21 protein-coding genes are annotated in these 21,043 nt (G+C 54.7%); 9 read left to right on the top strand and 12 right to left on the bottom strand.

Features of this window, described 5'->3' with window-relative positions; translation table 11 throughout:
* Positions 1-2 precede the first annotated feature (2 nt).
* From G461_RS24120 to G461_RS0112035, 11 genes are all read right to left on the bottom strand, one after another.
* The gene (locus G461_RS24120) at positions 3-1,331 is read right to left on the bottom strand and encodes a PAS domain-containing sensor histidine kinase (protein ID WP_051333538.1); all 1,329 of its coding nucleotides are present in this window, start codon (positions 1,329-1,331) and stop codon (positions 3-5) included.
* A 433-nt stretch (positions 1,332-1,764) separates the two neighbouring features.
* On the bottom strand, positions 1,765-2,901 hold the full coding sequence (locus G461_RS0112080; RefSeq protein ID WP_026972027.1) for a glycerate kinase: 1,137 nt from the start codon (positions 2,899-2,901) through the stop codon (positions 1,765-1,767).
* A gap of 29 nt (positions 2,902-2,930) precedes the next feature.
* Positions 2,931-4,001 carry an aldose epimerase family protein gene (locus G461_RS0112075; RefSeq protein WP_026972026.1) on the bottom strand — a complete coding sequence of 357 codons (1,071 nt, stop codon included), beginning with the start codon at positions 3,999-4,001 and terminating at the stop codon, positions 2,931-2,933.
* Positions 4,002-4,050: 49 nt separating this feature from the next.
* Complete coding sequence (locus G461_RS0112070) at positions 4,051-5,013, bottom strand: D-2-hydroxyacid dehydrogenase (RefSeq protein ID WP_026972025.1); 963 nt, start codon at positions 5,011-5,013, stop codon at positions 4,051-4,053.
* 75 nt (positions 5,014-5,088) lie between these two features.
* Positions 5,089-6,618, bottom strand: coding sequence for a tripartite tricarboxylate transporter permease (locus tag G461_RS0112065; RefSeq protein WP_035480161.1), 1,530 nt, complete (start codon positions 6,616-6,618; stop codon positions 5,089-5,091).
* Between the two features lie 11 nt (positions 6,619-6,629).
* Complete coding sequence (locus G461_RS0112060; protein WP_026972023.1) at positions 6,630-7,565, bottom strand: hypothetical protein; 936 nt, start codon at positions 7,563-7,565, stop codon at positions 6,630-6,632.
* A 138-nt stretch (positions 7,566-7,703) separates the two neighbouring features.
* On the bottom strand, positions 7,704-8,717 hold the full coding sequence (locus G461_RS0112055) for a Bug family tripartite tricarboxylate transporter substrate binding protein (RefSeq protein WP_026972022.1): 1,014 nt from the start codon (positions 8,715-8,717) through the stop codon (positions 7,704-7,706).
* Positions 8,718-8,779: 62 nt separating this feature from the next.
* Entirely contained in the window at positions 8,780-9,748 is a 969-nt protein-coding gene (locus G461_RS0112050) for a sugar phosphate isomerase/epimerase family protein (protein ID WP_026972021.1), read from the bottom strand.
* Between the two features lie 43 nt (positions 9,749-9,791).
* Positions 9,792-10,757: a transketolase family protein gene (locus G461_RS0112045; protein ID WP_026972020.1), complete on the bottom strand. Its 966-nt coding sequence runs from the start codon at positions 10,755-10,757 to the stop codon at positions 9,792-9,794.
* 20 nt (positions 10,758-10,777) lie between these two features.
* Entirely contained in the window at positions 10,778-11,617 is an 840-nt protein-coding gene (locus tag G461_RS0112040) for a transketolase (RefSeq protein WP_245587175.1), read from the bottom strand.
* A 49-nt stretch (positions 11,618-11,666) separates the two neighbouring features.
* A complete protein-coding gene (locus tag G461_RS0112035; protein ID WP_026972018.1) occupies positions 11,667-12,320 on the bottom strand; it encodes a GntR family transcriptional regulator in 654 nt (217 codons plus the stop codon).
* Between the two features lie 458 nt (positions 12,321-12,778).
* On the opposite strand from G461_RS0112035, the gene G461_RS0112030 reads away from it, so the two are divergent.
* The 5 genes from G461_RS0112030 to G461_RS0112010 are packed head-to-tail and all read left to right on the top strand — an operon-like array spanning position 12,779 to position 16,551.
* Positions 12,779-13,243 carry an RpiB/LacA/LacB family sugar-phosphate isomerase gene (locus G461_RS0112030; protein WP_084429193.1) on the top strand — a complete coding sequence of 155 codons (465 nt, stop codon included), beginning with the start codon at positions 12,779-12,781 and terminating at the stop codon, positions 13,241-13,243.
* A 9-nt stretch (positions 13,244-13,252) separates the two neighbouring features.
* Positions 13,253-14,251, top strand: a complete 999-nt coding sequence (locus tag G461_RS0112025; RefSeq protein ID WP_026972016.1) for a dihydroxyacetone kinase subunit DhaK — start codon at positions 13,253-13,255, stop codon at positions 14,249-14,251.
* A gap of 2 nt (positions 14,252-14,253) precedes the next feature.
* Entirely contained in the window at positions 14,254-14,889 is a 636-nt protein-coding gene (gene dhaL, locus G461_RS0112020; protein ID WP_026972015.1) for a dihydroxyacetone kinase subunit DhaL, read from the top strand.
* Positions 14,886-15,674 (top strand): triose-phosphate isomerase, encoded by a 789-nt coding sequence (locus tag G461_RS0112015; protein ID WP_026972014.1) that lies wholly within the window; start codon positions 14,886-14,888, stop codon positions 15,672-15,674. Before dhaL ends, G461_RS0112015 begins: the two co-directional genes overlap by 4 nt.
* Positions 15,667-16,551 (top strand): sugar phosphate isomerase/epimerase family protein, encoded by an 885-nt coding sequence (locus tag G461_RS0112010; RefSeq protein WP_026972013.1) that lies wholly within the window; start codon positions 15,667-15,669, stop codon positions 16,549-16,551. The genes G461_RS0112015 and G461_RS0112010 overlap by 8 nt, the downstream gene beginning before the upstream one ends.
* A 267-nt stretch (positions 16,552-16,818) precedes the next feature.
* On the opposite strand, the gene G461_RS0112005 is transcribed toward G461_RS0112010, so the two are convergent.
* Positions 16,819-18,243 carry a basic amino acid/polyamine antiporter gene (locus G461_RS0112005; RefSeq protein ID WP_026972012.1) on the bottom strand — a complete coding sequence of 475 codons (1,425 nt, stop codon included), beginning with the start codon at positions 18,241-18,243 and terminating at the stop codon, positions 16,819-16,821.
* A 243-nt stretch (positions 18,244-18,486) separates the two neighbouring features.
* Between G461_RS0112005 and G461_RS0112000 the strand changes: the two genes are divergently transcribed.
* The 4 genes from G461_RS0112000 to G461_RS0111985 all read left to right on the top strand — a co-directional run bounded on the left by G461_RS0112000 (position 18,487) and on the right by G461_RS0111985 (position 21,018).
* The gene (locus tag G461_RS0112000; protein WP_026972011.1) at positions 18,487-19,092 is read left to right on the top strand and encodes an HAD family hydrolase; all 606 of its coding nucleotides are present in this window, start codon (positions 18,487-18,489) and stop codon (positions 19,090-19,092) included.
* An 85-nt stretch (positions 19,093-19,177) separates the two neighbouring features.
* Positions 19,178-19,675 (top strand): YbaK/EbsC family protein, encoded by a 498-nt coding sequence (locus G461_RS0111995; protein ID WP_211236272.1) that lies wholly within the window; start codon positions 19,178-19,180, stop codon positions 19,673-19,675.
* Complete coding sequence (locus G461_RS24115) at positions 19,668-20,147, top strand: GNAT family N-acetyltransferase (protein WP_051333537.1); 480 nt, start codon at positions 19,668-19,670, stop codon at positions 20,145-20,147. The genes G461_RS0111995 and G461_RS24115 overlap by 8 nt, the downstream gene beginning before the upstream one ends.
* Positions 20,148-20,499: 352 nt before the next feature.
* On the top strand, positions 20,500-21,018 hold the full coding sequence (locus G461_RS0111985) for a carbohydrate-binding protein (protein ID WP_026972009.1): 519 nt from the start codon (positions 20,500-20,502) through the stop codon (positions 21,016-21,018).
* The last annotated feature ends 25 nt before the right edge of the window (positions 21,019-21,043 follow it).

Raw genomic sequence — 21,043 nt, 5'->3', positions numbered from 1 at the left:
AACTAATCCTCCAGCGAAATTGGAAGTTGAATCACTACTTTTATACCTGCGCCAGGCTCACTGGTGACTTCAATCGAGCCGCAGAGTTTTTTAGTCACGACGTTATGGATAATGCTCATTCCTAAGCCACTGCCTCCTTGATTTCGTTTGGTGGTGAAAAAGGGGTCGTATATTCGTTCCAGTACATCACTTGGCATACCTACACCGTTATCTTTGTATTGCAGTTGTACCTGCTCACCCACCTGGCAGCAGCGCAAACTGATTAACGGGCTCGGGTGTTCCTCAAACGCGTGAATTAGTGAGTTCATAATCAGGTTGGTGACAACCTGCGCGATGGCACCGGGAAAGGTGCGGATTGTTGTCGAGTGACAGATTTCGATATGGGTTTGGACGCTCGACTCTTTTAGGCGTGGGCTAAGGCTTGTTACGATTTCATGCAGGTACTTTCCGATCTCTATATCGCGTTGGCCTTCACTACTTTTGTCTACGGCAATCTGTTTGAAGCTGTGTATCAGCTGAGCTGCGCGCGAAAGGTTGTCTGAGGTCAGTTCGGCGCATTCTGTGATCATCCCGAAAAAGTTATCGAAGTCGCTGCGTGTCAGTGAGCCTGATTCAACCCGCTGTTGCATTTGCTCGACTTGCTCAAGGATGTGTGAGGCTGCGGTAAGGCTGATCCCAAGTGGCGTGTTCACTTCATGGGCCACCCCACTAACAATCGACCCCAAAGAGGCTAGGGCTTCGTTCTTTACCAACTCTTCTTGGGCCATTTGCAATGTGCTGAGGGTTTCATTGAGTTCGTGGTTTTTCTTCTCTAGTTGCTCGGTTCGCTCTTGCGCCTTTTGCTCCAGGTAAGCATTGATGGAGCGCACTTCCTGTTCGCTTTCTTTTAGCATCATTTGCTGTTGCTTGAGCTCAGTAATGTCTTCGTAGGTGCCAAGCACACCAATAACCTCACCGCTGGTGTTGCGCAGCGGAACCTTGCTGGTACGCAGCCAGTTAACGATACGCCCTTCGCGCTCTTGGGGCTCTTCAAAGTTCAAACGTTCTATTTCGTTGGTAATGACGTAGTGATCATCACCGCGATAGAGCTCTGCGGTGCTTCGATCCCAGGGGAAGTCGTAGTCTGTTTTGCCAATTAGCTGGCTGACATCGGTAAAGCCAGTATCGTGAACGAAGTGTTTGTTTGCGCCTAAATACACGCTCTCACGGTCTTTCCAAAAGACCCGATTGGGCAGGCTGTCCATGGCTGCATCGAACAGTAACTGTTTGTCGGCGAGTTCTTGCTCTAGTTCTTTTACTCGCTGTTGTAGCTGTTTTATCTCTTCACTCACTGCAGCGCTCCGCTATGGACTGAGCCTGACAGTGCGCAGGGCGGGACGAGCTCAGACGGTGAACTGGGGCTCAACCTCTGTTAGTTTCAACGATAAAGGGACGAGCCTTAGCATGTGTTAGCCATAAGGGCTTTAGAGAAAAGTAGTCTTGCCCGCGTCTATACGCATTAGTAAAGCGTGATTTCGTGATCCATGGCAGAGGGTAGGGCGGGGCTGGTAGCGCTGGGTATTGCGCCATTCTCGCTGTTGAAAACGTCAACTATGTAAAGACTAAATGTGTCAGGCGGGTCAACGAGCTATTCAGTTATGCGGTGCCCATCAAATGTTAACTGTAACCTTGTATGACATGCAGCATAGTGCAGCGGGCGAAGAAAAAAGCGGCAAAACTGCACAAAGACCAAAGCGCAAAAGGCATTGGTCGAACACGATACTCCTAGAGCTGCTTCCCAAGCTTAAGCGCCGCCGCCACATTGCGGGCACTGCGCTCTAAATTGTCAGCGGCTTCTTCTAGCACTTGCGGCAGCGATTGCGGCGCGCGTACGCTGCCAAATACGCAGGCCATCTTGCTATATAGCTGGTCCAGCTGGCTGCCCAAGGCGCCGCAGATCCCGATAACCGGGATCCCTTTTTGATTTGCCCGCTTGGCGATGCCGTAGGGGGTTTTGCCCTGTAGGGTTTGGTTATCCATCTTGCCTTCGCCGGTGATCAGCAAATCGCAGCCCTCCAGCAGGGTGTCGGCATCGAGGGCATCCAATATGATATCGATGCCCGGGCGTAGCTTTGAGTCAAACAGCAGTGACAGCCCCAGCGGGGTGCCGCCGGCTGCGCCAAAGCCCGGGGTGTCGCGGTGGTTCACACCGGTATGCGGCGCGGCGATATCAGCGAAGTGTCCGAGGGCATGATCCAGCTCTTGACGCTGCTCAGCAGTGGCGCCTTTCTGCCGACCGAATACGTGACTGGCGCCCTGTGGTCCACACAAGGGGTTGTCCACGTCGCAGGCAATCAGCAGCTCGACGTCTGCACAGCGCGGGTGGAGCTGAGTCAGGTCGATACAGGCTAGCTGGTGCAAGGCGATACCGCCGAGCGCTAATGATTGGCCTTGGCGATTGAGTAGTTGTCCGCCCAAGGCCTGCACAATACCGGCGCCGCCATCATTAATAGCGCTGCCGCCCAGGCCGATAATCAGCTTGTCGACGCCGCTATCCAACGCTTGTGCAATCAGCTGGCCGGTGCCAAAGCTGCTGGTAAAGGCCGGGTTGCGCTCACCCACAGTAAGCTTATCCAGCCCCGATGCCTGGGCGAACTCCAGCAAGCCGGTGCGCCCTTCATCGAGCGCAGCCCAACAGGCCATGGTGGTGCGCCCGAGCGGATCGCTCACGTGGCAGTAATGGCGCTCGCCCGGCAGGCCGTGCAGCAGGGCATCGATGGTGCCTTCGCCGCCATCGGCCAAGGGCAGTTTACAGTACTCGGCATCGGGGAAGACTTGGCGAAAGCCACGTTCGATGCATTCGGCAACTTGCGCGGCGCTGAGGGATTCTTTAAACGAGTCGGGAGCTATCACTATCTTCATGGCTTACACACTTGTTACTGCTATTGGGCTTACTGACTGAAGTCATACACGATGCGGTGATGGTATTCCTGCCCCGGTTTGATGATGGCGCAGGGGAATTTTGGCTGATTAATGGCGTTTACATAGCCTTTGGGCTCCAGGCACAGTCCGGCAAACTGCTCGTAGCGAGTGCCGCACTTTCCTTTCACGCCATCGAGGTTGTGGCCGTTGTAAAAGTGCAGGGTGTCGGCATTGGAGTAAAGCCGCAAGCGTCGTCCGCCGCCCTTAAGCTGGGCCATCTTGGTGAGCCCTTGGGTCAGCGGATCGCTGGCACTGGCGGTGGTGAGGGTGGCCATGGCGGACTCGGGCACAAACGAGTGGTTAATCGCCAGGCCCTGGCCAACGCAGTCGGCGAGGCTACGGGCCCGGCCGTAATCGAACTCGCTGCCGCGGATGTCGACAATCTCTCCGCTGGGTACCCGATCTTCTTTTTGCGCCAGCATGCGCTGGGCATACAGCGTTAGCTCGTGGTCGGCAATCGAGCCGTGCTGGTGGCCGAACAGGTTAAAGTAGCTGTGGGCGGTTAGGCTGATAGGGGTTGGCCCATTGGCCGAGGCGCGGTACTCCAAGGTCAGCCGATTACGGTTGTCCAAGCGATAGGTGGCGTAGACATCCACATCGTGGTTAAAGCCTTCTTCGCCATCGCCATCACGCAGGTGCAGGGTCAGCTCAATGATGCCCGGGCCGCGGCGAATATCGGTCATCCGCCAGATGCGTCGATGGTAGCCAAAGCGGCCACCATGCACGCAGTGACGCCCCTCGTGGGCATTGGCGTCAACCTTGACCTGCTGGCCGTTGAGCTCAAAGCGAGCACCTTCGATGCGGTTGGCCACCCGGCCGATCATCGCGCCGAAGTAGTGGCTGTCGCGGGTGTAGCAGCTTAGGCTATCCAGTCCGAGCACCACATCGGCCAGCTTACCTTGACGGTCGGGCACCTCAAGCTCGGCGATTATCCCACCCAACTCCAGTATCGACACCCGCATGCCATTGTCGTTAGATAGCTGGTATTGCTTAACCGCTTGGTTATAGAAATAACCAAATAAGTGACTCTGGTACTCCATCTTACTCACCTTTCACTTGCTACATTTCTATGCGTTCTGGCCCGAACCCTCAAACAACGTTCTGTGGTGCGCCATCGATAAACGATTGAATGTTATCTGCCACCATCTGGGTGATGCGCATCCGCGCGTCCAGAGTGGCCCAGGCGATATGCGGGGTAATCACGCAGTTGTTTGCGCTTAGCAGCGGGTTGTCGGCGGCAGGCGGTTCTTGCCACAGCACATCCAACGCGGCGCCAGCGATTTGCCCTTGATTGAGCGCATCGGCTAAGTCTTGCTCTTCCACCAACTGGCCGCGCGAGGTGTTGATAAGATAGGCCTCCGGCTTCATCTGCTCGAAGCGCTGGGCGTTCATCAGGTTGATGGTGGCAGGCATGGCCGGGCAGTGCAGCGTTACGAAGTCGGCTTGCGCCAGCAGCGCCTCCAGGCTGGTCATCTTGTAGGGGTAGTCGGGGAAGCGGCTGACAAACTCATCGCAGGCGAGCACCTTCATATTGAAGGCGTTGGCGATCTCACCGACCCGCTGGCCGATGTTGCCAAAGCCAACGATGCCGAGGGTTTTACCGGATAGCTCCAGCTGCGGGTTGAGCCAGTAGCACCAGTCTTGGCTGTTCGACCAGCCCTGCTCGTCGCGCACATGGTTGCTGTTCAGCGCAATATTGCGCGCCAGGTGCATAATGTGGGCAAAGGTCATCTCGGCCACCGTGTCGGTGCCATACACCGGCACATTCATCACCACAATGCCTTTTTGTTTGGCGTAGTCCACATCCACCACGTTATAGCCGGTGGCCAGCACCGCGATGCACTCAAGCTCGGGGCAGGCGTCGATCACTTCTTGAGTGATGGGGGTTTTGTTGGTGAGCAGCACATTGGCGGCGCGGGCGCGTTCTATCACCTGCTCGCTGTCTTGGTCGCTGCGATCGAAGCTGGTGAATTCACCGAGGCGGGCGATGGGCTCCCAAGGATTGTCGCCGGGGTTTAAGGTGTAGCCATCCAAACAGACGATGGTTTTCATAATGCTTCCTTAGTGTGAATGCGAGCCCAAGGCGCTGGTCATTAATCACAGAGCCTTGGGCAAGGGTGAGTGGTATTACGCGCTCGCCAAGCGACGGCGCGCAGTGCTCATCAGATTGCGGATGCCACGGTTAACCGCAGGGATCTGGCTGCAGATAATGGCGATGATTACACACACCAGAATCAGGGCGATGGGGCGTTGAATCAGTGGCATCAAGCTACCGCCAGTGGTTTTCAGGCCGGTGCGCAGCGAGGTGTCGGCCATTGGCCCCAAGATTACCCCAATCACCAGCGGCGCGATCGGTACCTTCAGCTTCATAAAGAAGTAGGAGATGATGCCAATCACACCCATCAGGTAGAGGTTAAATACCCGCATACCCAGCGCGAACGAGCCAATCACACATAGCACTGCGATCAGTGGCATAAACAGGGTTTGTGGGATCTTGAGGATATGCACCACCTGCTTGGACAGGATCATCCCGCACACCCACATCGCAATGGCGGCAGCAAACAAGATTGCCGTAACCTGTGGAATAAAGTCGGGGTTGGTTTTCAGCAGCATCGGGCCGGGTGCCACGTTGTGCAGCATCAATGCGCCGAGCAGCATTACCGCCGGTGGCGAGCCGGGAATACCCAGTGACAGCAGTGGGATCATCGCGCCACCGACACAGGCTTGGTTGGCCACCGAGGTGGAGATCACCCCCTCTGGCGCGCCTTTACCGAAGGTCTCTGGCTTTTTGCTGGTCTTACGGGCGATGCCGTAGGCCACCCAAGCGGCGATATCCTCGCCGATACCGGGCACCGCACCGATCCCCACGCCGGTCACTGCCGAGCTGCCAATCAGCTTGGAGTTCTTGAACATGGTCTTCATGTCGGGCATCAGGCGACCGATGGAGTTGGCGTTCATCGATTTCATCTTCATCTTCGATTCCAGCACCGACATAATCTGCGGAATACCGAAGGCGCCAATTAGCACTGGCACCACGTCGATGCCGTTATCCAGCTCATGCATACCCATGGTAAAGCGTGGGTACATCTGCATGTGGTCTTGGCCAATGGTAGAGAGCCAGATGCCGAACAGGCCAGCAATCCAGCCCTTAATCGCCAGCTCGGGCGATGTCAGGCTGCCGCTGATTAAGATGCCGAACAGCGCCAACAGGAAGTACTCGTAGGAGGTAAACTGCAGCGCGGCTTTGGCGATAATCGGCGAGAGCAGCGCCACAAACACCATGCCGATGGCCGAGCCGATCAGCGACGAGGTGGTGGCCAGGCCAAAGGCGCGGCCGGTCTGGCCTTTTTGTGCCATCGGGTAGCCGTCCATCGCGGTGGCTGCCGAAGCGGCGGTGCCGGGAATGTTCAGCAGGATGGAGGTATACATACCGCCATACACGCCGCCGACATAGATAGACAGCAGGGCCAGCAGGGCGGTTTGGTTATCCAGCCCGTAGGTGAGGGTGGTGAGCAGGGCGACGCCCAAGGTGGCGGTCAGGCCCGGCATTGCACCGAAGATGATCCCGAGGAAGGTACTTCCCACCAGGATCAAAATCAGTAACGGCGAGGTGAAGATATGCGTAAACATAGCTCCGAATACCGATAAGATGTCCATAATTCAGTCCTTTAAAAAGCGTCTTCCAGCTCTGACAGCTGCTCTTCCGAGAGCGACAGTTCTTCGGTTTGTTTGCCGGTCGAGATGTAGTTGTAATAGGTGTGGTTAAACACCTGCTCGACCACCAGGCCTTCGTTGGGCAGCGGTACCAGCAAGAAGTAACGGAATACCGGGCACAGCACCGCCGGGAATATCAGCGCCAGCAGGGTCATCTTGTTGAGCTTGCTACGCAGTAGCGGGCGCTGGCGAGTCGCTTTGTAGCTGGTGACCAATAGCGCGGCGCCGCTGGCCACCAAGATGAAGTCGGTGGTGTAGGCATAGCCGCTATTGAGCCAATTGCCGATGCCGCTGAGAAACAGCACCATCGACAGGGCAATGGTGCCGTAATAGATCTTCAGTAGCTTGCGCGACAGATCTGGCTGGTCGAGGTGATACAGCCCGATGTAGATAATCAGGAACAGGCTCGAGGCCAAAAAGAAGTCATACCAGGTAATCAGCACATAGATGTAGCTGATAATGCCCCCCGCCGAGACCAAAAAGCCCCGCGGGTTAATCTGGCTGAAGTAGCGCATAAAGTACTGCCTGCCTTGCTCATTCTTACTCTGCATAAACACCGACAGCCCGGCGGCAAACAGCGAGCAGCCGATAAACAGCGGCAGCAGACCGGGGGATTCGTACCATTCTGTAGTCACGCCACCCACCGTGCCGGAGAACGGCATGGTCAGTGAGGTGCCAATAACAATAAACGAGAACAGCATCACTACGATGGAGAAAGCGAAGTCCCAACCATGCATCTTCTGCTGTTCGATATCGGCCTGCTCTCTTGCTGCCGGGTCGCCCTCGGCGTGCTGAGACTGGCTCGGGTTTGGTTCCTGACGAGTCTGCTCGGCCTTGTTTTGTGCGGCCTTAGCTTGCTCATCGTCGGAGTAGGTGAGGGATTCAGCCATCGTTAGCCCCTTGCTTTAGTTATCCTTGGTGCACGTTTCATAGCGTTTTTGTTGTGCGTGTTATTTGTGCATAGCGTTTAGTGCGTAGCGCTCAGTGAAAAAGCCGGCCCACGGTTGCCCGTGGACCGGGAAGGGGAGCTATTCCGGACGAGGAATACCCAGCTCTTCAGGGTTCACTTTGGCCGCTTCCAGCTCCCATAGGGTCCAGCTAAACAGCGACTCCAAACGGGCCATACGCTCGTTGGCTTTCTTGCCAAACTCACCGAGGATCTCGTAGTGGTTTTCGGCGGCGTACTCGGCAATCTCATCGCTAGACATGGCGCTGGCAAAGGCCTTGGCGACTTTCATCTTGATCTCGCGTGGGGTCTCTTTGTGCATGGCAAAGCCGATGGCTTGCGAGATTGGCAGGTATTGGTTGAGCACCGGGTAGGTCTCCAAACCCGAAGGAATGGTGATATCGCCCACGGTGAACGGCTGCTCGGTCAAGGTAGCCAGCGCTTTAAAGTCGCCGGATTGGATTAGCTGGTTTTGCTCGGCAACCGAGGTAATCACCACGTCCACTTCGCCGCTTAGCGCTGCGTTTTGGCTGCGTGAGGAGCCTGGGTAGGGGATGAAGTTCATTTCACCGTCGATGCCTTTTTCAAAGGCCAAGAAGTTGATGTGGTGCAAGGAGCCCGCTGAGCCTGCGCCCACCCGTACTTTGCCGGGGTTGGCCTTAACGTATTCCACCAACTCTTCGATGGTGTTGAAATCAGACTTCTTCGGTACTGAGATGACATCTGGCGAGCTGGCCACGATGAAGTAGTCGAATACGTCCATGCGGTTGTCCCAGCCGCCCATCACAGCGGCGGCCACGTTCGACTCAGACAGACCCACAAAGGTGTAGCCGTCGGGCTTGGCGTTGTAGCCTTCGAGCAGGCCCACCGAGCCGGATACGCCACCGGGCTTGTTGATCACGTTGATGTTAGTGCCGAGGTATTTGGCCATCGATGCGGTGGCAACGCGGTTAATCACGTCGGTACCGCCACCGGCAGACCAGGTGACCACGTCGGTGATGTTACGGCTGGGGTAGCGATCATCAGCGGCTGCTGGGTTGGCCAGCAAAGTGAGCGCGGTGAGGGCTGCGCTAGCAAGTAAGCATGTTCTTTTCATGGTAGTTCCCTTTATTTCGTAAGTAGGCGTTCTTATGTCTTCCGGGTGTAGGGTGCAGCGACTTAAAACGTCATAAAGTAGCTACGTAGGTCTGCCCAAATGTCCATGTATTCCTTCTTGCGCAGACTTTCTTCGAAACTGGCCATGCCAATCTCGTCGATCCGTTTAGAGATCTGGTTGGTCATACTGACATTCGCCTCGAACATCTTGACGATATCCCAACGGGTGGGCGAGGTATCTGATGTAAGCCAACCTTGGTAGTTAAACTTCTTGAGATAGAACAGAAATTCGATGTACTGCATCAAACTGCGACTGCCACAGAAGAAGTCCCAGTCCCATTTGCCATCGTTGTCGTTGATGTGGATGTAGTACTTCACATCTTGCGAGTTGAGCAGTGCCAACTCCTCGGCGGGGTTGTTATCGCCGTACAGCGAGTGGCCGTAATCGAGGGTCACACCGATATTCGGGTTGCCGATGTCCTTAATCAGACAGATGGTTTTGGCGGCATTATCCAGATAGCAGCGGCCACGGATTTCATTGGGCTTAAACTCGATAAACAGCGGGATATGTGGCTTGTACTCGCCGGCAGCGGCAAAGGTCTCACACAGCCGTTGCCAGGTGTCGACATAATCGGCCTGGAAGGCGAACTCGTAGCCGTCACTGAGTGGGCAGCACTGCACTTTGTCGGCGCCGACTTCTTCGGCGTAGTCTTTGGCTTCTTTGATAAAGCGCACTGCACGCTCGCGCACGGTTGCATCGGGTGAGGTCAGGCCGCCGGAAATGAATTCCGGCTCCGCCTTTACGTTGACGTTGATACACGCCACCTCGACCTGATACTTGGCCAATAGCAGTTTGAGCTCTGCGAGGTTGTCGTAGTTCACCTCGTAGGGGTAGACCAACTCGGCGCCGGTCATGCCATCGATCATCTTCAAGGTCTGGAACTTCTGCTCCAGCGTTTTCGGCTCGTTGTACTCAGAAAACCGGTCCTTGGTCTGCCCCAAAAACGGGGTAATTACAGCATGTTTAAACATAATCTCTCCCTGGATCCCGTGAGTTGCACGGAATGTTTAGCGCTTATACCGCCAGCTCTTGCTCTAACAGCATCTCGCTGGCAACGTCGATAATGTGTTTTGCCGACAGGCCGTACTTGTCCAGCAGCAGTGGGTAGGCACCGGACTCGGCGAAGGTATCCTTCAGGCCCAAGTGGTCGAACTTAGCGCTCAGGCCTTGCTTGGCCATGCGACAGGCAATCTCATAGGCCATGCCGTTACGCTGCTGGTGGCCCTCGGCCACGATCACCCGGCCGGTTTTGGCAATGGACTTGCCGATGGTGTCCCAATCCAGCGGCTTGACGCTGTAGGCGTCGACCACTTCCACGCTAACCCCTGAGGCGCGTAGCTCTTCGGCCGCTTCGATGGCCTGGAACAGGATGTCGCCGTAGGAGACGATGGTCAGGTCATCACCTTCACACAGCACATTGCTGCCGCCGCATTTGAAGGTGGCGCTTTCGTCATACAGCTCGTAGTAAGAGTCACGCATTAGGCGGCAGTAAACCGGGCCTTGGGTCTCCATGGTCACGTCGAACAGCGCGCGACTGGAGGCACTGTCGCAGGGGGCGAACACATGCATATTGGGCAAGGAGGTCATCAGCGCCATATCTTCCGAGGCTTGGTGAGTCACGCCGTCGATGGCTGCTGTGGTGCCGCCGTGGGACGACATCAGCTTTACGTTAAGATTGGGGTAGCAGATAAAGCTGCGAACACTTTCTAGCGCGCGCATGGTGAGGAACACCCCATAACCGGCGACCACAACGGGGCGACCATTAGCGGCCATGCCGGCGGCCGAGGCCATCATGCCGAACTCGGCGATGCCCATCTGGAAGTAGCGTTCTGGATATTGGTTGTCGAACAAGTACGAGTTGGTGGAGTAACCAATGTCGGCTTCAAACACCACAAAGTCTTGGTTGATCTCGCCGTACTCGACCATCCGTTCGGCAAACGCCAGACGGGTGGGTTTGTTTGATTTCACTAGTTTTTTCATCGTAATTCCTGCCCTTTGGGTTAAGCCACTAGCTCGGCGCGAGCAGCTTGGTATTCTTCGGTGGATGGCGCTTTGCCATGCCAGTTGCGCACATCTTCCATAAAGCTCACGCCTTTGCCCTTGGTGGTGTTAGCCACGATGCAGGTGGGCTTGCCTTTGGTCAGGCGGGCTAGGTCCAGCGCGCAGAGGATCTGCTCGATGTCGTGGCCATCGATGGTCAGCACGTGCCAGCCAAAGGAGCGGAACTTATCTTCGATGCTCAGCAGCGGCATGATCTCGTCGCTGGTGCCGTCCATCTGCAGGTTGTTCTTGTCGATAAAGAACACCAGGTTATCCAGCTCATACTTGGCGGCGGCCATGGCGGTCTCCCACACCACGCCTTCGTTGATCTCGCCATCGCCCAGCACGGTGTAGACCCGGCGCTGGTCTTTGGCGGCCTTGCCTTCCAGCGCCATGCCGGTGGCCGAGGCGCAGCCATGACCTAACGAGCCGGTGGTGATATCGATACCCGGGGTGCTCTTCATATCGGGGTGGCCCTGCAAGATAGAGTTAATCTTGCGCAGCGAGTCGAGGTGCTCGGCATCGAAAAAGCCCAGACGAGACAGGCAGGCGTACCACACCGGGCAGGCGTGACCCTTTGACAGCACAAAGCGGTCGCGATGCGGCAGACGCGGATTTTGTGGGTCGAGGTTGCGCATCTCGGCAAAATAGAGGGTGGTGACAATCTCGGCGGCGGAAAAGGAGCCACCGATATGGCCGGATTGTGCTTTATACACCATGTCCAGAATATCGAGCCGAATGTTATTTGCCAGCTCACCTAAGGCTTGTGCGCTCATTCTGGTTTCTGCTGTTTTAGGCATGAGTGTGCCTCCTTAAAATTAATTAAGTTAATTCATTAAAGAGTGTTGGTTAATTATCTAGGAAGTGATAGTTGTCCAGGTATTTAATAAATAGCTTGGAGACTTCTCGCCAGTGTTCTAAATGCATTTTTCTGGCGGTGTCTGCATCTCTGTTTTCTATATTATCGACAATTTTATTGTGTTCAGCTATTGAGTCCCAAGGCAGGGGGCGCAATTTAATTACCATGTCCTTACAGCGTTTATTTTGCTCATTGTATTTCTTGGCTGTTTCTATAAGGCGTGAGTTTTCAGTGAATTCAAAAATCAACTCGTGAAAATGGCGGTCATGGTCAGCCCACAAATAAATGTCTTCTTCTTCCAGTGCCAGGCGCATGTTCTCGGTTTGCTCTCGGAGCTGGCGGATCTGAGCGCTGCTCAGGCCGTGGTGAATACACAGCTCGATGGCGGTGACTTCCAGATGGGCAATCAGCTCGTACAACTCTTCAATATCGCGCCGTGATAGTGCGCAGATACGCAGGCCGTGGCGGGGTTGTAGTTTGATTAATCCATCCTCTTGCAGGCGCAGTAAAGCCTCACGAACAGGGGTGCGGCTAAAGCCACATATCTCTACCGCATCTTCCACCAGTAGCTGCTGGTTAACGCGGAAATTATTCTCCAATATCAGATGCTTAAGTTTGTCGTACGCCTGTTCTGATAACTTCATTCACACCACTCCTGCGGGACTTTATCGCGGTACTGCTACGCACTCATCTGATTTGTCAGTTGCTGCATACCTTAGCGAATTTCCTAACGTATTCGTTGAATCTGGAGTGAGTATAAAATAGCCAGCTGGGGTTTTACTTGAGGTCAGTCACGCAATAATAGAATTAGACAAATACGTTAAAGTATAAAAAAAATACGTTATTTAAGTATTGAGACCGGTTACATTTTGGCCGAGCTAAACCCAATGGGAGAAGGGGCTAAACGCGTGCTTTACAATAATTAAAATCAATCTTTTAAATAACTAAAAAAGTACATTAATGTTCCTTAAATATATTGAGTGACATTAATCAATTGCTGCGATTCTTTATTTGAAATTAATTTAAATTTTGATATAGCTTTATTGGTGTCGGTTGTATTTAGATGTTATTTTTTAATTGATGTGCTTTTGGAGAGTGCGTCATGAATATTGCAAATATTGCAGTTGGTTGTGATGATGCTGCGGTTGCATTGTTGTCTGATCTAAAGGGTTATTTATCCTCGCAAGATATTGAATATACAGATTATAGCGAGGCTGAAAATGGAGAAAGTAATTTATATGCCGATGTTGCCCAGCGAGTGGCAGAAGCGGTAGCAAATGGAAAACACGAACGCGGCATTATCGTATGTGGCACCGGTATTGGCGTGTCCATTGTGGCTAACAAGGTGCCAGGTATTCGCGCGGCGCTCTGTCACGATGTGTTTTCTGCGATTCGTGCGCGTAAGAGCAATGGCGCGCAGATTATTACCATGGGCGCGCGGGTGATTGGCTCTGAGTTGGCCAAGACCATTTTGCAGGCCTGGTTGGATGCAGATCAAATCGATGCTTCGTCGCTGCCTAAGGTGCAGCGAATCATGGAAATCGAACAAGCTATCTTGGCGGAGTAAGGAGTTGTTATGAGTAAGCCAAAGAAGTTACTCAATGATCCGGGTGAGGTGGCCCGCGAGCAGTTTGAAGGGTTTATGCTGGCAGCGCCTCACCTCGAAGCACTGCCGGGCATGACTGCGGCGATCCGCAAGGATTTTCGCCCCGACAAGGTGGCGGTGGTTACTGGCGGTGGCGCCGGTCATGAGCCCATGTATGGTGGCTATGTCGGTGAAGGGCTGGCCGATGCGGTTAGCGTCGGCGATGTGTTTGCCGCCCCCTCGCCGGATGTGATTGTCGAGACCTGCAGCGCACTCAGCCCGCAAAATGGCGTGCTGTTTGTCTACGGCAACTACGCCGGCGATAACATGAACTACGACATCGCCGCAGAGCTGCTCGAAGATGAAGGGATCCCCAGCCACACCATCCGCATCAATGACGACGTGATCTCAGCGCCACCGAGCCTGCTCGAAGAACGTCGCGGTATTGCCGGTGCTTTGTATGTGTTGAAAGCCGCTGGTGCGGCCGCCGAAACCTACAGTGAGTTTGATGAGGTGGTTGCCGCGGCGGAAAAAGCGCTTAAACACACCGCTTCGGCAGGGGTAGCCATCGCACCCTGTGCGATTCCGCGCAACGACAGCTTCAACTTTGAGATTGCCGCCGATGAGATTGAGATCGGCATGGGGCTGCATGGCGAGCCCGGTGTTGGCAAATCTAAAATCAGCAGCAGCGATCAGGTAGTCGATCAGATCATGGAAGCCTTGGCGGAAGACCTGTCGCTTAAGGCCGGTGACGAGGTGTGCATGCTGGTCAACAACCTCGGTGCATCCACCCAAATGGAGCTGCTGATCGCTAATCGCGCCGCCAACCTCTACCTGCAGCAACTGGGGGTAAGCGTCTACGACAACTTGGTAGGCAACTACTGTACCTCGCTGGAGATGTCGGGCTTCTCCATCTCGCTGTTCAAGCTCGATGAGCAGCTCAAAGCGCTCTACGACCAACCCTGCCAAAGCTTCGCCCTAAGGAGATAAGCATGAATACCCAAGAAACCATTGAGATGATGCGCAGCGTGGCCCATGCCATGGTGCAAAGTGAGCCGATGCTCACCAAGTTTGACCAAGCCATTGGCGACGGCGACCACGGGCTAGGGATTGAGCGCGGCTTTAGCAATGTTGAAGCCATGCTCGATGAGAGCTTTAGCGCCGCCGATGTGGGGCAGGTGCTGCAAAAGATTGGCACCAAGCTGCTCTCCACCATGGGCGGGGCATCTGGGGCGATCTTCGGCACCTTGTTCCGCGCTGGTGCGAAATCGATAGCTGGCGCGCCGCAACTAACTACCGAAGCCTTGGCCCAGTTCCTTACCGCCGGTTTAACGGCAGTGTGCCAGCGCGGTGGCGCCAGCGAAGGCGATAAGACCATGATTGATGCGCTAGCACCGGCTGCGCGCAAAGCAGCAGAGCTGGCCGAGCTTGAGTTTGAGCAAGCCATCGCTCAGGTGGTGGAAGCGGCCGAACAAGGCGTTGAGCAGACCAAAGAGATGGTTGCCACCACCGGCAAGGCCAAGACACTGGGCGAGCGCTCCTTGGGACACCCCGATCCGGGGGCGATCTCGATGTCGCTGATCTTGAAGTTTATGGCGGAACATGTTGATGCAAAGGTAGCCGTATGAAGACGCGTTGGATTGGCACCAGTTGGAAAATGAATAAAACCTCCGACGAAGTGGCTGCCTTCTGCCAGCAGATCTTACCTGCCTTGCAGGGCTGCCCTGAGTGGATCCAGAGCTTCTTGATCCCGCCCTTTCCCTATGTGCAACAAGTGGGCGAGGCGCTGGACTCGGTCGACACGCTAACTGGGGTGCAAAACATCTGTTGGGCGGAGCAGGGGGCCTACACCGGCGAGGTCTCGGCCAAGATGGCCAAAGACATTGGTGCCAGCTTGGTGGAGATCGGACACTCGGAGCGGCGCGAGCTGTTTAACGAGAGCGATCATACGGTCAATCTCAAGGTGCATGCTGCGCTCGAACAAGGGCTGATGCCATTGATATGCGTGGGCGACAGCTTGGAGGAGAAACGCTGGGGGGTATCGCTCGAGTCGATAGTTCGCCAGGTCAAGATCGCCCTGCATGGGGTCAGTCCCGAACAGTTGGCCCGGGTATGGATCGCCTATGAGCCGGTATGGGCCATCGGTGAGCAGGGTATTCCTGCCAGCGCTGAAGAGGCGGAGTCTGGTTTAGCCGCTATTCGGGCTGGCGTGCGCCAATGCTTTGGTGAGGCCTGCGCCGAGCATACGGTGCTGCTATACGGCGGTAGCGTAAACCCGGATAACGCCGCTGAGCTGCTGCAACAGCCCAACATTGACGGGCTGTTTATTGGGCGCTCGGCTTGGCAAGCCGAGGGCTATGCTCAGCTGCTGCAGATAGCGGCCTCAGTGGATAATGAGGTGGCCTGTGTATAAGGGATTTTCAATTAGCACGGTAGCCTATGCAGGCTATGACATCGAGCAGGCGCTGGACTCCATCGCCTCGCTGGGGGTCAGCAATATTGAGCTGGCACTGATTCAGGGGGCAGTTTACGACCTTGATGAGGACACCCTCTGCGAAGAGTATGTCGGCCATATTAAGGCGCTGTTGGATGCCCGGCGGATGAGTTGCACCTCGCTGGCAGCGCATTGCCCGATCAGCATCGATGATTGTGGCGAGCTGCTGGCCAAACGGGTGCGCTTGACCCATCTGCTGGAGTGCCCACGGCTTATTCTGTATGCACCCAGAGACGGCTCGCTGTCGCAGTTTAAGCGCGCGGCAGAGGCGGCGATTGCCATGGCCAAGCACTATCAAATCAAGATCCTGATTGAGAACGTTGGTGACCAACAGCCCTACATGCTGAATGACTCGCGCGACTTTGATGCGGTGGCGGCCGAGTTTGATTCGGCAACATTGGGGATCAACTTTGATCCGGGCAATCTGGCCTCGCACCGGCCCAACAATAACTTGCTGTATGACAGCATCAAGAGCCTCGATGTGGCCGAGCATATCCATATCAAGGATCTGGTGGTGGAGCAGGGGGACTATCAGTTCTGCGCCATCGGTGAGGGGATCTGCCAGTATCCAGCCTTGCTGCGCCATGCCTCTGAGGTGAACAAACTGCCGTTTTTCAGTATTGAAGCGCCTTTTGCCTTGGTGCGCCGCGCCAACGGTAAGGCTGAGCTGAAGCCGCGTCAGCAGCTGTTGCCAATCTCAGAGATTGAATCGCGCCTAAAGCTCTCCTTGCACACCATCAACCAGAACCTGCACTTTGGCAAGGCACCTGAGACGGCGGTGCTCTACAAGCACTGATGGTAGTGCACTGATAGAAGCGCACTGTTAGTAGAGCTCTAGGCGAATCAGCAGTGAAAAAGCCAGGCGCGAGGGCCTGGCTTTTGTTTGCTTAATTGGCGGTTTTTTATACCAATCTACATAAGTAACTGGTCATTCTTGCTGGTTAAAATCATTGATGACAGCGTCAACGCTTTTGTAATTAGTCCACTAGTTACGGCAAGCGCCTCCTAGTCCTCAATGATTTTCCCTGCGCAATATCTGATCATTGACTTATCCAGATAGGTATTAAGCGCTTAGCATCCCGGTGCTGAGCAGATATACCGATACAATGGCTAAGGCCAGCAAGCCCGCTTCCAGCACTCTGTCTGAGCGCGAGTAGATCGCTTCGCCCGCCTTGATGCGCGCAGCATGGGTGTACTTAAAGAAGGGAATACCGATGGCGTAGAGCATGCTCGCCATGAGTAGATATTCCAAACCGGCAGCGGTAATCAACCACGCGCAGAACAGCGCCGATAAGCCACCGATGGCAGCAAAGCGAGTGCGCTGCTTGGCAAACTCTGGGCGTTCTGAGCTGAGCGCCAGCTTGAGCAGGTAGAGGCTGCTTAGCAGGTAGCAGGGCAGCACCATCACCGAGGCGATGTTAATCGCCGCCAGATAGACGTTCTCAAAAAGCACCACAATAAAGATGCACAGCTGCATAAAGATGGTGGATACGCTCAGCGCCATGCTCGGCGCGGCGTTGTCGTTGGTGCGCTTAAACACCGCGGGAAACTCGCCCATCTTACCGGCTTCAAACGGCACTTCGGCAACCAGCATGGTCCAAGCAACCAGCGCGCCAAACACCGATACCAACACACAGATGTTCACCAGCAGGCGACCCCAAGGTCCGACGGCGTGCGCCAGCAGTGAGCCTGCCGATGGGCTGGATAGCTGGGCCAGCTCAGGCTGTGACAAGATGCCGAAGGAGAGCAGGGAGATCAGGCTGTACATGGTGATGGCGATCAAAAAGCCAATCAGGGTTGCTTTGCCCACATCGGCCTTGTTCTTGGCGCGGCCCGACAGCACCACGGCACCTTCGATGCCGACAAAACACCACAGGGTCACCATCATGGTGCTCTGGATCTGGCTAAACACCGAGCCCAGTTGATTGGCTTCGCCCCATACATCGATGCTGAGGTTTTGCGGCTCGAAGCTGGCCAACAGGATGGCGATGATCAGGCACAGGCCCGCCAGTTTACCGATGGTGGAAACCAGGTTTACCGCACTGGAGCTGCCCATGCCGCGCAGGGCAATATGGTTCATAAACCACAGCAGCGACGAGCACAGCACCACGGTTTGCCAGCCATGCTCCAGCAATACCGGAAAGAACAGGCCGAGCGAGTCGTTAATCATCACCGCCAGGGCCACGTTGCCCATGCAGCTCATTAACCAATAGCCCCAGGCCGAGTGAAAGCCCACGTACTCGCCAAACCCGGCCTTGGCATAAGAGAAGATCCCGGAGTTGAGCTCGGGCTTGTGCAAGGACAATAGTTTAAAGACATTCACCAACAGCAGCATGCCCACGCCGGTGATAAGCCAAGCCAGAGAGACGGCGCCAATACCGGCTTGTTCGGCCATGTTTTGCGGAATGCTGAAGATACCACTGCCAATCATCGAGCCGAACACGATGGCAATCAGGCCAATAAGGCCCACAGAATTAGATTTGTTCATGGGTGCTACTCAAAAAAAAACAGGAGCTTCTGCAAAGTGAGAAGCTCCTGCCTATATCATCGATTCGCGGCAATTATATGCATTTGCTCTGCATATTCAATGTAAACAGCCAGTTATTCTTGGGTTTTTATGGAATATTGGTTGAGCTGGCTCAGTGGCCTGCTGATTGGCTTGGAGCTTTAGTCATGCAGGCGTCATCTTGAAACGTTAGCGTGCCCAAAACGCAGTGTTGAAGGAATCACGATGATTAAGTTGTTAATTTTTGATTTAGGTGGCGTGGTTATCAAACTCGGTGATGAAATCTTACCCGCCTCATGGTTCGACCCCGAGCGCTCGCTAAGCCTGCAGCAGTGGTTGCACTCAGAGCTGGCAGCAGACTTTGAGCGTGGGGAGCTTAGCGCGAATGCCTTTGCTGGCGCGCTGAAGCGGGAGCTAACGCTTGGCCAAAGCAGCGAGCAGATCATCGAGGCCTTTCGCCAGTGGCCCGAGTCGCTCTACCCGCAGGTGGTTGAGGCGATTGGCCGTTTAAAAGGTCACTACAAGGTGGTCGCGCTCAGTAATACCAATGAAGTGCACTATCCGCGTATCTTCGATGAGTTTAAGCTCGACGAGTGCTTTGATGAGATCTTTGCCTCGCACATTATGGGGCTACTCAAGCCTGATGCCGCGGCGTTTTTCCATGTACTGGATGCGATGGGTTGCCCAGCCTCAGAAGCGGTGTTTATCGACGACAACCTCGACAATATCCTCGCAGCGCAGGAACTCGGGCTGACGACCATTCACGCCAAGGGCGAACAGCAGGTGATGGAAGGCTTGGTGCAGCTGGGGCTGAAAGGACTTCTTCAGTAAAGCCCTATCAATTCAATATCTTGAATCGGTCTTTAAAGCCTCGCATGATAGAGCGTTTTACATCGTCATGGATTGAGGTAGTGAAGTGACACAAGCAAGTTTATACCAGCGTAATATGGCGCTGCTCGCCAAGGCGGGCGTGGCCTATCAAGAGTACCAACACGAACCGGTGCTGACCTATCAGCAAGCCCAGCAGGTGCGAGAGCGTTTTGCCATTAGCGGTAGCGAGAGCAAAAGCCTGTTTCTTCGGCTAAAAAATGGACGCTATTGCATGTTCGTCACCTTAGAGGGGCGACGCTATCAACGCGGCGCGCTGCAGGCGGTGGTGGGCGGCCGCTTTAGTTTGGCCAGTGACGAAGAGCTCACTCAGCACACCAGCTGCCAACCGTTGGCTGCATGCCCCTTCGGCCATGTTGAGCCGGTTCAGTTAGTGGTGGACGATGCCGTATTTCAGGCCGAGCGCTTTATCTACTCGCCGGGTCCGGCCTCGCACACCTTGGTTGTTGAGGGCAAAGACATCCCGCAGCTATTGGCCGCGAGTGATGTGAACCACCAGATCTATCGGGAGCCGAGCGGTGAGTGAGTGTGTGACCTTTCGCCCGCTACAAGAGAGCGATTTTGCGTGGTTAATAGCCCAGGTAGCCAGCCCGGAAGAGCTGTTTTTGGTGCACCCGGCCGCTACCTTTCCGTGGACTGACGAGCAGCTAAGGCAACTTGCCAACGAGCGCGCAGCACTTACCATCATGCTGGTTGGCGAGCAGCGGGCAGGTTTTGCCAATCTCTATCAGGTGCAACCGAGGCATAGTGCATTTATTGGCAATGTACTGGTAAACGGAGCATTACGCGGGCGTGGGCTTGGACGGCGCTTAATGCAACATATGCTGGAGGTTTGTGTTGCGCGCTATCAGGCGCAGCCGCATCTGTCGGTGTTCGCCGAAAATACTCGTGCTCAGCATCTCTACCAGTCGCTGGGCTTTGCGGTTTACGACCAGTGTTTGCGCAGCACACCCGATGGGCACAGCAAGGCGCTATTGCATATGCGCCATGAACCTTAACAAGGTGGGCCGCTAGCGCTATCAGGCGGCAGGCATGGGTGTGACCAAGCTCGAATAATTCGGCAATCAGGGCCATTTTTCTTGAGATGGCGGCGGCAGTAAATCCTGCAATTTAATACTGAGCGGCGCTTTTAGCGGGTAGCGATTGGTGCAAACAGATTAAAACGCGCCCTAGCTATCATTTATCGATATAACCCGGTGATACAGGTGACTTTATTGTCAAGATGTGATCAATGATCGACCAATAATTAAAATTGGTCGATATGATTGCGTCGTGGGTAAGCCAATGCATGTGTTTTCTCTATATTGGTTATCCCTTTCAATCATTGTATAAACCGTGAAGGATCACCGCATGAAAAGTAACAAACTACGTAATTTGAACGTCTGCCTGGCATTGATTGCTAGTCTCGGTTTAGCGGGCGTTGCGCAAGCCGCCACCGTTAAAGTAAAGGCCGCTCCCTTTGCTTATGCTGAAGGTGACTACCCTGATGGTCAGCCTAAGCCAGTGAGCACTTACCGTGTGAAAGGCAAGAAAGCTATTAACTACGTGAACAAGGGCGATTTGGTTGGCTACAACATCGATATCCCTGAGTCAGGCGTTTACCAGTTGAGTTACAGCATTGCGACTGAGATGGAAGAGGGCGCAGAAGTGTCCTTCCAGGTTAAGCAAGATAGCGGCTGGGAGACCTATGCACCGACTACGGTTAAGCCACAAGGTGGTTGGGATAGCTTCTACAAGCTGGATGCTAGCGCGCAGATCCCGCTAAAAGCGGGCAAGCAAGAAGTACGTGTGGTCGCCACAGGCACCAACGACTGGCAGTGGAACCTGCAATCTTTCGAGCTAAACAAAGCGGGTGAACTGGCCGAGTAATCAGTTCGTTATTAAACGGTCAAGC

Source organism: Aliagarivorans marinus DSM 23064 (assembly GCF_000429485.1).
Lineage (GTDB): Bacteria > Pseudomonadota > Gammaproteobacteria > Enterobacterales > Celerinatantimonadaceae > Aliagarivorans > Aliagarivorans marinus.
Note: the sequence above shows the minus strand (reverse complement) of the source record. Positions and strands in the feature narration are given on the sequence as shown.

Coding starts and splice junctions, on each gene's coding strand:
- G461_RS0111985 (WP_026972009.1), top strand. CDS start 20,500: ATGAAAAGTAACAAACTACGTAATTTGAACGTCTGCCTGGCATTGATT.
- G461_RS0112050 (WP_026972021.1), bottom strand. CDS start 9,748: ATGTTTAAACATGCTGTAATTACCCCGTTTTTGGGGCAGACCAAGGAC.
- G461_RS0112035 (WP_026972018.1), bottom strand. CDS start 12,320: ATGAAGTTATCAGAACAGGCGTACGACAAACTTAAGCATCTGATATTG.
- G461_RS0112065 (WP_035480161.1), bottom strand. CDS start 6,618: ATGGACATCTTATCGGTATTCGGAGCTATGTTTACGCATATCTTCACC.
- G461_RS0112045 (WP_026972020.1), bottom strand. CDS start 10,757: ATGAAAAAACTAGTGAAATCAAACAAACCCACCCGTCTGGCGTTTGCC.
- G461_RS0112025 (WP_026972016.1), top strand. CDS start 13,253: ATGAGTAAGCCAAAGAAGTTACTCAATGATCCGGGTGAGGTGGCCCGC.
- G461_RS0112000 (WP_026972011.1), top strand. CDS start 18,487: ATGATTAAGTTGTTAATTTTTGATTTAGGTGGCGTGGTTATCAAACTC.
- G461_RS0112075 (WP_026972026.1), bottom strand. CDS start 4,001: ATGGAGTACCAGAGTCACTTATTTGGTTATTTCTATAACCAAGCGGTT.
- G461_RS0112030 (WP_084429193.1), top strand. CDS start 12,779: ATGAATATTGCAAATATTGCAGTTGGTTGTGATGATGCTGCGGTTGCA.
- G461_RS0112080 (WP_026972027.1), bottom strand. CDS start 2,901: ATGAAGATAGTGATAGCTCCCGACTCGTTTAAAGAATCCCTCAGCGCC.
- G461_RS0112070 (WP_026972025.1), bottom strand. CDS start 5,013: ATGAAAACCATCGTCTGTTTGGATGGCTACACCTTAAACCCCGGCGAC.
- G461_RS0112040 (WP_245587175.1), bottom strand. CDS start 11,617: ATGCCTAAAACAGCAGAAACCAGAATGAGCGCACAAGCCTTAGGTGAG.
- G461_RS0112015 (WP_026972014.1), top strand. CDS start 14,886: ATGAAGACGCGTTGGATTGGCACCAGTTGGAAAATGAATAAAACCTCC.
- G461_RS0112005 (WP_026972012.1), bottom strand. CDS start 18,243: ATGAACAAATCTAATTCTGTGGGCCTTATTGGCCTGATTGCCATCGTG.
- G461_RS0112060 (WP_026972023.1), bottom strand. CDS start 7,565: ATGGCTGAATCCCTCACCTACTCCGACGATGAGCAAGCTAAGGCCGCA.
- dhaL (WP_026972015.1), top strand. CDS start 14,254: ATGAATACCCAAGAAACCATTGAGATGATGCGCAGCGTGGCCCATGCC.
- G461_RS0112055 (WP_026972022.1), bottom strand. CDS start 8,717: ATGAAAAGAACATGCTTACTTGCTAGCGCAGCCCTCACCGCGCTCACT.